The sequence below is a fragment of the Natronomonas sp. EA1 genome (assembly GCF_051195035.1).
Taxonomy (GTDB): Archaea; Halobacteriota; Halobacteria; order Halobacteriales; family Haloarculaceae; genus JBNTJV01.
The window spans coordinates 601,627-616,623 of record NZ_JBNTJV010000002.1 but is presented as its reverse complement, the minus strand read 5'-3'; the positions used below and the strand labels follow the sequence as shown (position 1 = coordinate 616,623).

At 66.8% G+C, this 14,997-nt stretch carries 19 protein-coding genes and 1 tRNA gene; 14 read left to right on the top strand and 6 right to left on the bottom strand.

Annotated features, from left to right (window positions below):
- The first annotated feature begins 479 nt into the window (after positions 1-479).
- The 6 genes from gnd to ACQUQR_RS09120 all read left to right on the top strand — a co-directional run bounded on the left by gnd (position 480) and on the right by ACQUQR_RS09120 (position 4,601).
- Positions 480-1,376: a phosphogluconate dehydrogenase (NAD(+)-dependent, decarboxylating) gene (gene gnd / locus ACQUQR_RS09145; RefSeq protein WP_435196155.1), complete on the top strand. Its 897-nt coding sequence runs from the start codon at positions 480-482 to the stop codon at positions 1,374-1,376.
- A gap of 146 nt (positions 1,377-1,522) precedes the next feature.
- A complete protein-coding gene (locus ACQUQR_RS09140; protein ID WP_435196154.1) occupies positions 1,523-2,107 on the top strand; it encodes a 2Fe-2S iron-sulfur cluster-binding protein in 585 nt (194 codons plus the stop codon).
- A 169-nt stretch (positions 2,108-2,276) separates the two neighbouring features.
- Positions 2,277-3,695, top strand: coding sequence for an MATE family efflux transporter (locus tag ACQUQR_RS09135; RefSeq protein WP_435196153.1), 1,419 nt, complete (start codon positions 2,277-2,279; stop codon positions 3,693-3,695).
- Between the two features lie 40 nt (positions 3,696-3,735).
- A tRNA-Arg gene (locus ACQUQR_RS09130) sits at positions 3,736-3,808 on the top strand.
- A 267-nt stretch (positions 3,809-4,075) separates the two neighbouring features.
- A complete protein-coding gene (locus tag ACQUQR_RS09125) occupies positions 4,076-4,336 on the top strand; it encodes a type II toxin-antitoxin system HicB family antitoxin (RefSeq protein WP_435196152.1) in 261 nt (86 codons plus the stop codon).
- Complete coding sequence (locus ACQUQR_RS09120) at positions 4,236-4,601, top strand: type II toxin-antitoxin system HicA family toxin (protein WP_435196151.1); 366 nt, start codon at positions 4,236-4,238, stop codon at positions 4,599-4,601. The genes ACQUQR_RS09125 and ACQUQR_RS09120 overlap by 101 nt, the downstream gene beginning before the upstream one ends.
- 326 nt (positions 4,602-4,927) lie before the next feature.
- Here the strand turns inward: ACQUQR_RS09120 and ACQUQR_RS09115 are convergent, their stop codons facing one another.
- From ACQUQR_RS09115 to ACQUQR_RS09105, 3 genes are all read right to left on the bottom strand, one after another.
- Positions 4,928-5,575: an alpha/beta hydrolase gene (locus ACQUQR_RS09115; protein ID WP_435196150.1), complete on the bottom strand. Its 648-nt coding sequence runs from the start codon at positions 5,573-5,575 to the stop codon at positions 4,928-4,930.
- Positions 5,572-6,474 carry a VOC family protein gene (locus tag ACQUQR_RS09110; protein ID WP_435196149.1) on the bottom strand — a complete coding sequence of 301 codons (903 nt, stop codon included), beginning with the start codon at positions 6,472-6,474 and terminating at the stop codon, positions 5,572-5,574. Before ACQUQR_RS09110 ends, ACQUQR_RS09115 begins: the two co-directional genes overlap by 4 nt.
- 71 nt (positions 6,475-6,545) lie before the next feature.
- Positions 6,546-7,031 (bottom strand): deoxyuridine 5'-triphosphate nucleotidohydrolase, encoded by a 486-nt coding sequence (locus tag ACQUQR_RS09105; RefSeq protein WP_435196148.1) that lies wholly within the window; start codon positions 7,029-7,031, stop codon positions 6,546-6,548.
- Positions 7,032-7,171: 140 nt separating this feature from the next.
- Here ACQUQR_RS09105 and ACQUQR_RS09100 point away from each other — a divergent pair, with 140 nt between their 5' ends.
- The 8 genes from ACQUQR_RS09100 (at position 7,172) to ACQUQR_RS09065 (ending at position 13,873) form a co-directional block, all read left to right on the top strand.
- On the top strand, positions 7,172-9,142 hold the full coding sequence (locus ACQUQR_RS09100) for an aconitate hydratase (protein ID WP_435196147.1): 1,971 nt from the start codon (positions 7,172-7,174) through the stop codon (positions 9,140-9,142).
- A 297-nt stretch (positions 9,143-9,439) separates the two neighbouring features.
- Positions 9,440-9,916 carry a ribosomal protein S18-alanine N-acetyltransferase gene (gene rimI / locus ACQUQR_RS09095; protein WP_435196146.1) on the top strand — a complete coding sequence of 159 codons (477 nt, stop codon included), beginning with the start codon at positions 9,440-9,442 and terminating at the stop codon, positions 9,914-9,916.
- A gap of 844 nt (positions 9,917-10,760) precedes the next feature.
- A complete protein-coding gene (locus tag ACQUQR_RS09090; protein ID WP_435196145.1) occupies positions 10,761-11,393 on the top strand; it encodes a DUF5810 domain-containing protein in 633 nt (210 codons plus the stop codon).
- A 44-nt stretch (positions 11,394-11,437) separates the two neighbouring features.
- Complete coding sequence (locus ACQUQR_RS09085; protein ID WP_435196144.1) at positions 11,438-11,839, top strand: DUF5809 family protein; 402 nt, start codon at positions 11,438-11,440, stop codon at positions 11,837-11,839.
- Positions 11,836-12,237 carry a hypothetical protein gene (locus ACQUQR_RS09080; protein ID WP_435196143.1) on the top strand — a complete coding sequence of 134 codons (402 nt, stop codon included), beginning with the start codon at positions 11,836-11,838 and terminating at the stop codon, positions 12,235-12,237. Before ACQUQR_RS09085 ends, ACQUQR_RS09080 begins: the two co-directional genes overlap by 4 nt.
- Positions 12,238-12,281: 44 nt before the next feature.
- Complete coding sequence (locus tag ACQUQR_RS09075) at positions 12,282-12,863, top strand: NUDIX hydrolase (protein ID WP_435196142.1); 582 nt, start codon at positions 12,282-12,284, stop codon at positions 12,861-12,863.
- A gap of 51 nt (positions 12,864-12,914) precedes the next feature.
- Entirely contained in the window at positions 12,915-13,265 is a 351-nt protein-coding gene (locus ACQUQR_RS09070) for a rhodanese-like domain-containing protein (RefSeq protein ID WP_435196141.1), read from the top strand.
- An 11-nt stretch (positions 13,266-13,276) separates the two neighbouring features.
- The gene (locus ACQUQR_RS09065) at positions 13,277-13,873 is read left to right on the top strand and encodes a GNAT family N-acetyltransferase (protein WP_435196140.1); all 597 of its coding nucleotides are present in this window, start codon (positions 13,277-13,279) and stop codon (positions 13,871-13,873) included.
- 42 nt (positions 13,874-13,915) lie between these two features.
- Here ACQUQR_RS09065 and ACQUQR_RS09060 read toward each other — a convergent pair whose 3' ends face one another.
- The 3 genes from ACQUQR_RS09060 to yciH all read right to left on the bottom strand — a co-directional run bounded on the left by ACQUQR_RS09060 (position 13,916) and on the right by yciH (position 14,966).
- A complete protein-coding gene (locus ACQUQR_RS09060) occupies positions 13,916-14,260 on the bottom strand; it encodes a DUF5615 family PIN-like protein (protein ID WP_435196139.1) in 345 nt (114 codons plus the stop codon).
- On the bottom strand, positions 14,260-14,547 hold the full coding sequence (locus tag ACQUQR_RS09055) for a DUF433 domain-containing protein (protein ID WP_435196138.1): 288 nt from the start codon (positions 14,545-14,547) through the stop codon (positions 14,260-14,262). The genes ACQUQR_RS09060 and ACQUQR_RS09055 overlap by 1 nt, the downstream gene beginning before the upstream one ends.
- A 125-nt stretch (positions 14,548-14,672) precedes the next feature.
- A complete protein-coding gene (yciH, locus tag ACQUQR_RS09050) occupies positions 14,673-14,966 on the bottom strand; it encodes a stress response translation initiation inhibitor YciH (RefSeq protein WP_435196137.1) in 294 nt (97 codons plus the stop codon).
- Positions 14,967-14,997: the final 31 nt, after the last annotated feature.

Sequence of the window (14,997 nt, the reverse complement as noted above, 5' to 3'; positions counted from 1 at the left end):
ACCTCGAAAGCCCCCGAGTGCTCGCGGTCGCTGCGCGAGATATTCGCTTCGCGAATAGGGCTCGCGCAGGTGACTCCCCTCCGGCGCGAGCCCTCGGCCCCTTTCAGTCCCCCCCGGACCGAGTGTTGAGCAAGCAATCGTGGGTCGGCTGGTCGACCTGTTACTGGGGGTCGTTTGCCGAGGAAACCACCGCGGGTGGGACTGAAAGGAGCGGCTGCGCGGCGGCGCGCGACTTGTCGAGGCCGGCAAGCCGGCCTCGCGTGCGCTGGAGGAAGGCGCGGAGCACTGAGCACCGCAGCGAGTGAAACGAGCGAGGAGCGCAGCGGGCGCACCGACTCCAGCGCGTCGGGGCTTTCTACCTGTTGCTGGCGGACCCGTCTTTTGCGGTTGCACGGTACGTTGCGGCCTCAAGACCAGCAGCAGACCATCATCAAAAGAGGAACCACAATTCTCAGGTGTGACCCCTCAGACTCCCGAGTATGCAACTGGGACTGATCGGACTCGGGCGGATGGGGCGGATCGTCGCGGACCGGGTCATGGCCGTGGGCCACGACGTGGTCGCGTACGACGTGAGCGACGAGGCCGTCGCGGACGCCGCGGACGCGGGCGTCACCCCCGCGGAGAGCATCGCCGACCTCACCGAGCAGTTGGGCGAGGAAAAACGCATCTGGCTGATGGTGCCCGCCGGCGACCCCGTGGATGCGACCCTCGAGGAGCTGGACCCGCATCTCACCGAAGACGACGTGGTGGTCGACGGGGGGAACAGCTACTACGAGCGCTCCGTCGAGCGCGCCGAGGCCTGCACCGCGGCGTACCTCGACTGCGGGACCTCCGGGGGGCCGGCGGGCGCGGAGCTCGGCTTCTCGCTGATGATCGGTGGTCCCGCGTGGGCCTACGACGAGCTCGTCCCCGTCTTCGACGCCGTCGCCACGGGGCCGGATGGCCACGACCACATGGGCGCGGCAGGCAGCGGCCACTACGTGAAGATGGTCCACAACGGCGTGGAGTACGCGATGATGCAGGCGTACGGCGAGGGGTTCGAACTCCTCCACGAGGGCCGGTACGACCTCGATATGGAGTCCATCGCCCGCACGTGGGTCAACGGCGCGGTCATCCGCTCGTGGCTCCTCGAGCTGTGTGAGGAGGCGTTCCGCGAGGAGGGGAACGATTTGGGGACCGTGGCCGACCACATCGCCGGCGGCTCGACGGGGACGTGGACGGTCCAGGAGTCGCTCGAACAGGAGGTGCCGGTCCCGCTCATCTACCAGGCGCTCGCCGAGCGGTTCGATTCGCGCAACGAGGGTCGGTTCTCCCGGCGGCTCGCGAACCGGCTCCGGTACGGGTTCGGTCGCCACGAGGTCAAGCGGACGGAGTGAGTCGGGCGCCAGTCCGCCTGTACCCAGGTCAAGCGGACGGCGTCGGTCGGCACCACGCCCCGACCACTCGGAGGAGACGGCAATATTCGGGCTGCCGGCCCGCAGCAATCACAACGCTATTGAATGACGCCTCGTAAGGCCCAGATATGGTTGAAGTACTGGCTGTCGCGCTCGGGGCGACGATGACGCTCACCGTCGTCGCGCTGCACTTCTCCAAGGGGACGTCGTACCCGATTCCGGACGACATCTCACAGGAGGTCTTGGAGCGCCGGGCCGCAACGGTGCCGGAGACGGACTTCCCGGAACCGATGAACCGTTCCATCGGTGGCGGTGGCGTCGCGGCCGGTGCCGTCGCTGCCGGCGAGGGTGCCGAGGGTGAACTCGAGGAGGCCGCCGAGGAGGAGGCGGACGACCCGTCCGCGATCCCGGACGACGAGGCTGAGGTGTTCGAGGTCGAGTACGTGAAGGAGGGTGCCACCATCGAGGTCAAGGAGAACGAGACCCTGCTCGAAGCCGGCGAGGACGAGGGGTGGGACCTCCCCTACGCCTGCCGTGAGGGTCAGTGTGTCTCCTGTGCGGGCCACATCGCCGACGGCGGCAACTCCGAGGACTACGTCTACCATCACAACCAGTCGATGCTCGGCGAGGCCGAACTGGACGAGGGGTACACGCTCACCTGCGTCGCCTACCCCATCGCCGACCTCTCGCTCGAGACGCGCGAAACCCCGTAACGCGACCGCCGTTTCGGTTCTCTCATCCCCGAGCGACCGCCCTGATTTTCTCTCCCTTCTCGCCCCGAACACCGTCGTTTCCTCTCGAACGCGTCGTTGACACGGGTGACAGTTTCTCACACACCACCGTAACGAAGGTGGCATATGCGCCCGATGGCTGGACTAGCCAGTGAGTCAGTCCCCGGAAAGCTCCATCACCGAGGGGAGCCTCGCCCGCCCCCTCTTCACGCTCGCGTGGCCCATCGTCGTCACGGAGCTCCTGCAGGTCGCCTACAACATCGCCGACACCATCTGGCTCGGGCGCACCGCAGAGCCGGCCGCCGCCATCGGCGCGCTGAGCCTCGCGTTCCCCCTCATCTTCCTTCTGCTGTCCGTGGGTGGGGGGTTCACCGTCGCCGGCAGCACCCTCGTCGCGCAGTACACCGGCGCGGGCGGTGACGACAGCGCGGGGAAGGCCGCGGGCCAGACGCTCTCGTTCGTCACCATCCTCGCCGTCTTCCTCGGGATTCTGGGGTATTTCACCACCCGCCCGCTCCTCGCGCTCCTGCCGACGGACCCCGAGACCGCGGCCGACGTCATCCCGCTCGCCGCGGAGTACATGGAGGTGTTCTTCCTCGGCACCCCCTTTTTGTTCGGCTTCTTCGTCTTCTCCGCGCTGATGCGCGGCTACGGCAACACCCGAACCCCGATGCGCGTGATGGTGCTCTCCGTCGGCCTGAACGTGGTGTTCGACCCGTTCCTCATCTTCGGCTGGTGGGTCTTCCCCGAACTCGGCGTCGCGGGCGCCGCGTGGGCCACCCTCATCTCCAGAGCCGCGGCGACCGTCGTCGGGATGTACGTCCTCTTCTCGCTGCAGGCCGGCCCCGCCGTTCGGCTCGAACACCTCAAACCCGATCTCACCTACATCACGAAGATCGTCCGCATCGGCGTCCCGAGTGCGCTCGAACAGTCCACGAGCGCGCTGGCGATGCTGACGCTCACCGCGATGGTCGTCACCTTCGCCACCCCCGTCGTCGCCGCCTACGGGCTCGGCAACCGCCTCATCTCGCTCGTCTTCCTCCCCGCGATGGGGCTCGGCCGCGCGACCAACACGATGGTCGGCCAGAACCTCGGCGCGGGGAAGGCCGACCGCGCCGAGAAGGCCGTCAAGCTCGCCGCCGGCGTCGGCGCCGGAGTGATGCTCGGCGTGGCCGGCATCGCCCTCCTCTTCGCCGAACCCATCGTCAACGTCTTCCTCACGACGAACACCGCGGACGCCGCACTCACCGTCCGGCTCGGCGCGGAGTACCTCCGTATTCGGACCGTCGAGTTCGCCTTCATCGGCGTCCTGCAGGTTCTCCTGGGTGCGTACCGCGGCGCGGGCAACACGAAGACCGCCCTCGTCTTCTCGCTCGTCGCCCTCTGGCTCGGCCGCGTCCCCACCGTCTACTACCTCGCCTTCGTCGCGGGACTGGGCGCGACGGGCATCTGGATCGGGATGGCGCTCGGCAACATCGTCGGCGCCATCGGCGCGGGCGCGTGGTTCACCCGCGGCACCTGGAAACGCGCCGTCGTCGACACCGGGACGACCGCCGCCGGCGAGGACTGATGATAACCGTTAAACCTGACGCTCGGGTACGGTCAGGCGAGGGCCCGTAGCTCAGTGGACAGAGTGCTTGGTTCCGGACCAAGATGTCGTGGGTTCAAATCCCATCGGGCTCGCTTGTGCGCTGAATTAACGCGTGAGTCGCAGATAGCGAGCCCCGTGGATTTGAATCACGTCGGAGCGAAGCTCCGACGGAGGTTCAAATCCCCCGTCGCTGGCGCGACGGGTTCTCGTTCACTCACGGTGTTCGTTCACGAGAATCCCGCGAGAGCAGAGCTCTCGGGTCGTTCGCAACTGCTCTGGGTTGTTCACTCCTCATCGAACTGTGTCCTGCGGCAGGCACCACCAATAGAGTTATACTCATCGTTTACTTTTTGTATGGCATGACTAGCCAGCTGGCTCCCGCTGATTTTGAGCTCACCCAGGATGGTGACCTCTGGGTGGCGCTTCACGTCAAGAGTGGGGTAGCAAGCCAGGGCAGCACCCCGTCTGAAGCGGTTGAGATGGCCATGGAGGCTGCGAAACTCTCGCAGCAGAAGCACCATGCTGGTGATGAAGCGTACCAACAGGAGATGCTCGAAGAGTGCGGCATCAACCTGGACGAAGTCTCCGAGTCTATCGAGACACCCAACGGGATGCCCTAACGGTCATTCAATGACGCCGAGGCGGAATTTTACTCATTCTGAGGTGATGAAAGTCCTGTACAAAGCCGGATTTCGGTACGCCAACCCTAACTCGGGTGGGAGTCATATCGTGATGACGAAACAGGACCACCACGGTAAGTCGTATAATGTTACACTCATTGCGAACGGTGGTCGGATAGCGGAAGATACGCTCCGGAGTATCGCAAAGCAAGCAGGTGCCGATGATTTCGACGAGTTTTGCGAGTGGATCGATGATAACTGTTGAGTGATTCAGCATACTCGGCGGCCTGTCTACGCCACTGCCTGCACCACTGGGTGACGTTTTTGCAGGTCTTTCTACCAGTATGAGTGGACTCCGTCAGATTCGGTCGATATCAAAATAGCGCAAGACCTGCCGCTTGTGGGCGTAACATCCATCAGAAGTTGGAATGCGCCCCGGTGCTACGGTCGGTCGCCAGTGATCCCAATCAGTGAAGACCGGGCAAAGGTGGCGCCGCGACCGGCTGCCGAGTTGCGTCTCGACGGAGTGGGGGGAGCCGGATAACGGTGCCGGTCGCCGGGCGCTTTCTCTTCTGTCCCCACGTCCCCATCTCACGCCACGCGGTCGAGGCTGCCTCGGAACGCCTGCAGCTCCGCGTCCGAGATCGCGTGGCCCAGCCCCGCCTCGACGTGGGTCTCCACCTCGCCTCCAAGCTGCTCGAACACCCGGCCCGTGGCTTCGATGCGCGCGGGCGAGACGTGCGGGTCGTCGTCGCCGACGGCGAGCGAGACGGGGGTCCCCGCGAGCGCATCGCCGTCGCCTCCCCGCGCGTCGAGCGCGTCCACGGGGCCGAGCAGGCCGCCGGCGAGGCCCACGAGCCCACCGTACGCCCGTGGATTCGCCAGCGCGTACTCGCAGACGACGGCCGCCCCCTGCGAGAAGCCGGCGAGGACGACGTTCTCGAGGGAGATACCGAGGTCGCTCGCCATCGCGACTGCGGCGTCGATTCGGCCGAACGCGGAGTCGAGGAACGCGGCCCGGCGCTCGGTGTCGGGGTCGTCCATCGCGCCGGGGTACCAGACCCGGCCGGCCGCGGCGGGCGCGAGGTAGGTCACCCCGCGAACGGCGAGCTCGTCCACGAGCCGGAGGATGCCCTCGGGGGAGTCGCCTCGGCCGTGGAGCAGGATGCAGGCCGCGGTCGCGGTCCCGCGCGGTGCGCCCGCGGTCCGAATCGGCTGGTCGGCGTGCGGGTCGATCATTCCAGCGGGGGCAACTGCGACTCGATGACTTCCCGATCCTCCTCGAACTGCGGCGGGAGATAGAGGCCGTCGGCATCGCCCCCGTACTCGGCCATCCCCGCCGACGCGGTGGCGAGCTCGAAGAGGATGCCGCCGTCTCCACGAACGTAGAGCGAGTGGAAGAAGTGGCGGTCCGTGACGTAGGAGACGCGGCAGTCGTCGCGCCCCGCGAGGATGTCGCGCCAGTCGTGGAGCGCGGCCTCGTCCGGGACGGCGAAGGCGACGTGGTGGTGGGTCCCCGCGCCCTCCCGGCCGAAGGCGGTCTCGCGGTCGAGGAGGTCCACGACCTGTGTGCCCGTCCGGTAGCGGACGCGGTCGCCCTCCTGGCGGCCACGGTCGAGGCCGAAGGTTTCGAGGAGGCTCGCGGTGACGAACGGGGCGGCAGACAGCAGCGAGACGCCGTGGATGCCCCGAATCGCGTATTCGTTCTCTATCACCTCGGTCCACGGCTCCCCCACCCCCTCGGCCTCCACGAGTTCGAGGTGGGTGCCGTCGGGGTCGCGGAACGGAAGCACCGGCTCGCCGAACCGTTCCTCCACGGGGTCGTACTCGACACCGAGCCGGTCGAACCGCGCTGTCCAGACGTCGAGGCTCCCCTCGGGGACGGCGAGCGCGGCACTCGCGATCTGGGGGCGGCCGACGCGCCCGTCGACCTCGTCGGGGAACGGGAAGAACGTCAGGACGGTGCCGTTTCTCCCCGAGGAATCGCCGTAGTAGAGATGGTAGGCGAAGCGATCCTCGAAGTCCACGGTGCGCGTGACGAACCGAAGCCCGAGGCTCCGGGTGTAGAAGGCGCGGTTCGCCCGCGCGTCGCGGACGATGGTCGAGACGTGGTGGATGCCGTCGATGTCCGGGGGCACGCCCTCCCTTCGCGGGGGCGGCGTAAAACGCCTCGGCAACCCCGGTGTCGGCTGGTGACCCGGGTGTTAGCTCAGAGGTTCTCGCCCTGGTAGCTCCCGTCGTAGGTCCCCTCGTGGGCAGCCTCCGCGAGGACGAGCTGGGCGATCCTCGCCCCCTGTTCGAGTTCGATGGGGTGGTGGACCTGGAGGAGTCCCTCGCCTTTCCCCTCGTAGCCCGCGTCCCAGACGGCGGTGTTCAGCATACAGGAGTTTCTGAGCAGGGACGAGCGGGGGTAGAGGAAGCCGACGTGCTCCTCGGGGATGGAGACGGTCTCGGCGTACTGGACGATGTAGCCGCCTGCGTCGAGGTGGAAGGTGTCGTCCTCGGGCTCGAGCTCCCGGCGGTCGCCGACGGTTTTCCCCTCGACGCCGATGTGGCCCGCCTCGGTCTGTTCGTACACGCGAGCGAGCGTGAGGTCCACGCCGTTCGGCTGCTCCTGCCCCTCGCGGAGGTCCCCCAGCTGCGCCGCGACGTACGCACCACTTTCGAACATGGTCGCGATTTCACCCCCGGTCAAAAGGGGGTTTCCATCCGGCCGTTGGAAAAATCATGTAATTCCGCGGTATTCGGGCATCTCCCGCTGTTTCCCGGTGAAACCGCGCAAAAGCGGCCGAACACGCCGGATTTATATTCCGTGAGGGGCGAGATTCGCACGTTATGGGACAGACGCTCGCGGAAAAAATCCTCGACGACCACCTCGTTGAGGGCGACCTCACACCCGGTGAGGAGATCGGCATCGAAATCGATCAGGTCCTCACCCAGGACACGACGGGGACGATGGTGTGGCTCCAGTTCGAGGCGCTCGGCCTCGACGAGGCCCAGACCGAACTCGCCGCCCAGTACTGTGACCACCAGACGTACCAGTTCGACTTCAAGAACACGGACGATCACCGCTTCCTCCGCTCCGCCGCGGGGACGTTCGGCGCGTACTTCTCCCGCCCCGGGAACGGGATCTGTCACAACGTCCACAAGGAGAACTTCGCCGCGCCCGGCAAGACGCTTCTTGGAAGCGACTCCCACACCCCGACGCCCGGCGGCCTCGGCCAGCTCGCCATCGGTGCGGGTGGCCTCGACATCGCCGTCGCCATGGGTGGCGGCGCGTACTACGTCGAGATGCCGGAGATCGTCAACGTGCGCCTGGAGGGCGAGCTTCCCGAGTGGTCCTCGGCGAAGGACGTCGCCCTCGAGATGCTGCGCCGGCTCACCGTGAAGGGCGGTGTCGGCAAGATCTTCGAGTACACCGGCCCCGGTGTCGAGACGCTCTCCGTCCCCGAGCGGACGACCATCACGAACCTCGGAACGGAGCTCGGCGCGACCACGTCCATCTTCCCGACGGACGAGAAGACCAAGGACTACCTCGCCCGCCAGGGTCGTGAAGACGAGTTCGTCGACCTCGCGCCCGACGAGGACGCGGAGTACGCCGACGAGATCGTCATCGACCTCGACGACATCGAGCCGCTCATCGCGTGCCCCTCGATGCCCGACAACGTCGTGCCCGTCCGCGAGGTCGCCGGCACGTCCGTCGAGCAGGTCATGATCGGCTCCTGTACGAACGGTGGCTACGAGGACATCCTCCCCGCCGCGAAGATGCTGAAGGACCGCGAGGTCGACATGAAGACCGAGATGATCATCGCGCCCGGCTCCAAGCAGGCCTCCGAGATCCTCGCCCGGCAGGGCTGGACCGCGGAGCTGATGGCCGCCGGTGTGAACTTCTCCGAGGCGACGTGTGGTGCCTGTATCGGCATCGGTCACGTCCCCGCCTCCGACTCCGTCTCCCTGCGGACCTTCAACCGCAACTTCGAGGGTCGTTCGGGTATCGAGGACGACAACGTCTACCTCTGCTCGCCGGAGGTCGCCACCGCGGCGGCGATCAAAGGCGAGATCACCGATCCGCGCGACCTCGCGGAGGAACTCGGCGACCTCGACGCCCCCGGTGTCGAGCTCCCCGAGAAGTACGACGGGTCGAAGACGGACATCATCACGCCGGAGGAGGCCGTCGACGACGAGCTCGTCAAGGGCCCCAACATCGGCGAAGTCCCCATCCGTGACCCCCTCGAGTCCGACATCAAGGGCCCCGCGCTCCTGAAGATGGAGGACAACATCACGACCGACCACATCATCCCGGCGACGCAGGACATCCTGATGTACCGGTCGAACGTCCCCAAGCTCTCGGAGTTCACGCTCTCGCGTGTCGACGAGACGTTCGCGCAGCGCGCGCTGGAATCCGACGGTGGCTTCCTCGTCGCCGGCGAGAACTACGGCCAGGGCTCCTCGCGTGAGCACGCGGCCCTCTGCCCGATGTATCTCGGCGTCGAGGGCGTCCTCGCCCAGTCGTTCGCCCGCATCCACAAGGCGAACCTGTTCAACTTCGGGCTGGTCCCCCTCACCATCGACGAGGAGACCTACGAGAAGATCGAGCAGGGCGACGACATCGAGATCGTCGACGACGTCGCCGCGGCCGTCGAGTCCGGCAAAGAGGAGTTCACGGTCCGCGTCAACGACGAGTGGGAGGCCACGGCGCGGCTCGACGCCTCCGAGCGCGAGCGGCGCATCCTCGCCGCCGGTGGCAAGCTCTCGCTGACGAAACAGCAGCACGAGGAGGGCGGCGCGGCCCCCGCCGACGACTGAGCAACACCTTCTCTCTTCTTTCACCCGCGACGAGCGACAGCGCTGGCTCTCGGGCTCTCGCCAGCTGTCGAACGCGGCCGCTCGCGAGCGGTGAAAGGAGAATGGGCGTGCGACGGGGTGGGGGGAGTTGTCGCACGCCCGAAGCGGGGTGGGGGGTGGGGATGCACCCTGGTGGGTGCAGTTCTCACTTCAGTACCCGTATGCATCAACCTTGTGGCCCGTCTCCGGCGAACGTGGCCGGTAGCACCGGTGAACGTGGCCGGTAGCACTTTACTCCCGTGCGGTCTACCGGCATGTGTGACCACCGCGGCGGCCGCGTGTACCGTTCGGGAGGCGACCCGCGCCGACCTGCTGGACGTCTTCCGGATCGAACGCCAGTGTTTTCCCCAGCCGTGGCCCTTCGCCGCCTTCGAGCGGTTTCTGGGACAACCGGGCTTCCTCGTCGCCGAGCGGGACGCTCCCGCCCCCGACGAGAACCCCCTCGCCGGCTACGTCGTCGCCGACACCGTCCCGAACCACGGCCAACCGCTCGGCCACATCAAGGACCTCGCCGTCCACCCGGCCTACCGGGGCCAGGGTATCGGGAAGGAACTGCTCTCACAGGCGCTGTTCGTCCTCGCGACGGCGAACGCCTCCTCCGTGAAACTGGAGGTCCGCGCCTCGAACGAGCCCGCCATCTCGCTGTATCGGTCGTTCGACTTCCAGCCCCGGCGTCGGATCCCCCGGTACTACGACGACGGCGAGGACGCGATCATCATGGTCCGGAGTTTCTGATCTTCGTTCGTGTTGGCTCGTTGGATGGCGTGCGCTGGTGGGTTTCTGTACCGTTCTCTTTTGAGGTGATTTCCGTACCGCGAACACTTGGGAAGCCCTCGACCGCTCGCGGTCGCTGCACGGGATATCCGCTTCGCGGATAGGGCCCGTGCAAGCGACTCCCCTCCGGCGCGACCGCCCTCGCCCTCTGTGAGACTCCCTGCGGTCGTCTCACATGCTCTCGTTCGCTCACGCTCACGAGACCTTCCCGAGTCCACCAGGTCCGCACAGCTCCGCCCCGCAACCCTACCTTTCCCTTGTGGTGCGACAGCCTCGCGTCGGCTCACGGCTTCGCCGTTCGCCACTCCGAGACACTCACTCTGCCGGAGACAAGCTCCGGCGTGCCCTCGTTCACTTCGTTCACGAGGACTCCGTTCGCGTCTCGCTTCGCTCGGCTGCACGCACACACAGCCGCGTGGCCGGTCGCGCGTGCCGAGCGAGCGAGACGCGAACGAAGTGAGTGTCTCGGGAACGCGAGCGGCGCAGCCGCGAGCCAAGCGAGGGCGCGCGGGCCGGGGAAGGGCTGGTTCGGTGCGGTCGCGGTGCTGTTGCGGCCCTGGTGGAATCGCAAAGGGCGAACGGTCTCGACGAAGACGGGCGACGCAAGCACCGCAGGCCGGAGGCCGAGGAGCGCAGCGAGCCCATCGAGTCGAGAGCGTGAGGGCTTTGCAGGTGTTCCCGACACCAAAGCAGAATCAAGAGAGGGCTTTGCAGGTGTTCTCGCCACCCAGAGTAGACTATCCAACAGTACGATATCATCAGAAAAATCCAATCCGTTATCCGGATACAGACCACACACGGAAGCATGGGATACGCCTGTCCGGTGTGCGCGGAGCCGCATATCGACGCGCGGCATCTCGCGAACCATCTCGCGTTCCTCGCGATGATGGGGCGTGAGGAGTACGAAGAGTGGCTCGCGGAGCACGCGCCCGAGTGGGAGGAGGGCGGTGAACAGGAACTCGCGGCTCGCGTCCGGGAGCTGGCTGCGGACGCGGAGTACCCGCAGGTGTTCGAGGACACGACGGGGCGCATCGAGTCGGAACACGGCGACGACACGGAGCGGTCGGGGAAGCTGTTCGAGGAGAGCGAGCCGCGAAGCGGCTCGAAACAGGCGAGCGGGGAGGGGACCGACCCGCGAGACGGCGAGCATTCGGGCCACGCACACGACCACGGCCACGACTTCACGCAGGGGCAGGGCTCGGCCATCGTGAACGAGGGGAACATGAACCCGGAACAGCAGGAGATCTTCGCGGAGGCACAGGAGTTGACGCGGGAGATGCTGGAGAGTGAGGCGGGTGGAGACGAGACCGGGGACGAGAGCGGAGACGAGAACGAGAGCGGGGACGGGAACGAGAGCGGGGGCGAGGATGGAAACGAGACCGGGGAGGCGGACGCCGATGGGGAGCACGCCGACGCCGAGGACGAGACGGACGCATAAGCCGAGAGGACAACGCCTACTTTCCTGCCGCCGCTAGGGCGAGTATGCACGTCGTCGGCGAGTTCACGCCGTCTTCGATCGAGGAGGCGCGTGAACGCTACGAGACGCTCGGCCCGGCCGCCCAGACCGTCGTCCGCGAGGTCGCGCGGGCGATGGAGTTCGACCGCGAGGAGTATGGCGAGCGCGTCGACGCGGACGTGGTCGCCACCGCGCGAGATGCGCTCTTCGCCTCGCTGCTCGCAGTCCACGTCGGCTCCCGCGAGGAGTTCGAGGCTGAAACTGAGGGGCTCGAGACGCACGTCATCGGCAACGAGAACGTCGACCGGGTGGCCTGGCACGCCTTCGACGGGGAGTGCGTCGCCGCGACGTTCCACGAGAAGGAGGACGCCGCCGTGGCGACCCTCCGCCGGCAGGCGTACGGCCGGCTCTACCGCGAGCGGTTATGAGGGAGGTCACGCGGAACACGCTCGTCGCCATCGGTGTCGTGGTCGTGCTCCTGCTCGCGCTGGGGGCGCTCCCCTCGCTGCTCAAGAGCGGGGACCCGTACTACGTGACTGCCGAACCCGTTTCCGAGGCGCCGACTGAGACGACCATCAACGCCTCGAACCTCTCGCAGCGCGCGTACCCGTACACGTTCGGGGCGCTCGCGAACGCGCCCGAGGGCGGGCAGTCCGAGCCCTACTGGAAGGGGCCGTTCGGGTTCAAGGAAGCCTTCTCTCACTCCCCGTTCGACGAGTTCGCGGCCTACCGCGAGCAGTACGCGGGGGCGACGGACGGGGAGGCCGTCTTCATCCGGCAGGGGAACACTACCTTCCGGCTGACCATCGAGCAGGCGCGCCAGTGAACACGCAAGGAGAGGTCTTTCACGGTGGGGCACACACTCCAGTCATGACCGAGCGTCACGACTGGCCCGTCATCGAGTCGGAAATCGAGTACGAGACCGGCTGGTACACCGGGGGGTACGACCTCGTCGAACAGCCCGACGGCTCCACGAAGAAGTACTACTGGGCGGAGCTCCCGCCCGCGACGGTGGTCGTCGCCCTCGTCGACGGCACCCGGGTCGAGTCCGCGGAGGGCGTCTCCGGCGACGCGGACCGCTACGTCGTCATGGTCGAGCAGTACCGCCCGACCATCCGCGAGCACTGTCTGGAGCTCCCGGCCGGCATCGTCGAGGACGGCGAGAGCTTCACCGACGCCGGGGTCCGCGAGCTGCGCGAGGAGACGGGGTTCGAGGCCTCCTCCGCCTCACTGCTCGAATCGTTCTGGTGTTCGACGGGCGTGTTGCGCCACGAGCGCGGCATCGTCTTCGCCGACGGCCTCTCGCCCGCCCCCCGGAAGCTCGACGGGAACGAGTTCATCGACGTGCGGTTCGTCCCGGCCGACGAGGCGCTCGACCACGCGCGCGCCGCCCCCGCGAACGACGCGACGCTGGAGGGGCTGTTGCTCGCGGCGGAGGCCGAACTGCTGTGAGCGCGCACGACCGCTGAAGGATTTATACTGGGGCGTCGGTTTCTATGCCACATGGACGGCGAAATCTCCTCTGAAGAACTCCACGCGGCACTGGAAGCGGGCGACGAGCTCAGAATCGTCGACATCCGGTCGCCGGCCGCGTTCGCCCGGGGACACATCCCCGGGAGCGAGAACATCCCTTTCGGCGAGCTCCCCCAGCGCGTCGAGGAACTGGAGTCGGCCCCGCGGGTCGTCACCGTCTGCCCCCACGGGCAGGCGTCGATCCAGGCCGCCCGACTCATCGGCTCGTACGAGGGGACGAAGGAGACCGTCGTCGAGAGCCTCTCGGACGGGATGACCGGCTGGGCGGAGGCGTACGAGGTCGAATCCGCGGACGTGGAGGAGACGGACGCGCCGTTCTGATCCTCCTCTCCGTGTTCCCCGAGTCCATCGAGACGCCCCGTCTCCGCCTGGAACGACTCTCTCGCGACTCTGTCGACGTGTTCGACTGCTACGAGCGACGATCCCACCACGAGCTGGGCATCGAGGCCGTTACCGAGTACCTCCCGTGGGACCCCCACGAGACGGTGAAGGAGACCCACGACTACATCTCCGACCTCGAGTCGCAGTGGGACGACGGTACCCGCGCGGAGTACGTCATCCGACCCAAGGACGGAGCGTCGGGAACGGGTGAAATCATCGGCTCGGGTGGGCTCATCGTGGACTGGGAGAAGAGACTGGGGAAACCTGCCATCTGGCTCCGGAAGCCCTACTGGGGCCACGGCTATTCGGGTGAACGGGCCGACGCGATGCTGGAACTGGCGTTCGACCGGCTCGACTTGGAGCTCGTCGCGGTGCCCGTACAGGACGGGAACGACCGCTCGCGACGCGCCGTCGAGAGGTACGTCGAGCGCCACGGCGGGCAGTACGAGGGGCTGTTTCGACACTCCGCGGTGCGGCCGGACGGAACCGTCATCGACCACCATCGATATTCGGTGACGCGGGAGGCGTATCGGTCGGAGCGGAACTGAGTTCGGGCAGTCGCGATGCCATGCGTGTTCTTCGTCCGCTGGTCAGCCCCACGTGTCGAGTATCTCGCGCCCCCCGAACGCATCACGGCTCGGATACGCATCGACCAGCGCGATAAGTGCCGACGCGACGCGGTAGCCGGGCATCGTATCGTCGTGGAGGAGGATGATTCCTGCGTGGACGGATGCCGGTAACGCCCCGAAGTCAGTCACGTCGCTCGTGACGATGATGCGGTCCTGTTCTCGTGCATACGGAAGGACATCGTCCTCGTCGTCCGCACCCAGCCCGAGTGTGTCCCGGACGTGTTCTGCGTCCACGTGCTCCTTCTCGAGATACGTCGCCACTTTCGGGTCGATGTTCTCGTCGAGGAGGAATCGCCACTCGCCCATCAGGCGTCCGGCTCGACGCCCTCGGGCCGGTCGATTCCTTCCCGGAACGACTCCACTGCGGCCTCGCGCTCGGCTTCGACCTCGCGCATCTCGCGCGGGTGGTCGTGGTAGTAGGCGAGGGCGTGATACACGTCCGCGACATCGAGGTCGTACCGGTCGGCGACGGCCTCGGGTTCGACACCGCGTCCCTCGACGAGCGCGTACACCTGCCGGACGCTGATGCGACGACCCGCGATGTGGGGTTCGCCCAGCTCGTGGGCGATCCGTCGCGTTTCACGCGTTGCCATACTCAGGGGTAGCGCCTACTCTCGCAAAAACGTTCGTACGAGGTGTACGTCGAGTGCCGCCGCTCGCCACTCGAATACGGAAACGAAAGGGGGAGCGCTCGCCGTGCGGGCGCTCGGGCGGTCAGTTAGGCAACGTTGAATCCTTTATCGCGGAGGAAGTCCTCCACGCGCCCCGTGTGGTTCCCCTGCAGCTCGATGGCCCCGTCCTCGACGGTGCCGCCGCAGGCGAACTTGGACTTGAGATCGCTCGACAGCGAGTCGAGATCCACGTCCTTGGGGTCGAATCCCTCGATGACCGTTACCTCCTTACCGTATCGGCGCTCGTCGATGCGGATGCTGATCTCCTGGGACTCCTTCGCGACGTCCTCGCAGACGCAGAGTTCCTGGGGCAGCCCGCACGTCGAGCAGACTTCCGACATTACAGTTCGGGAGTAGACGACGCCCGTATTA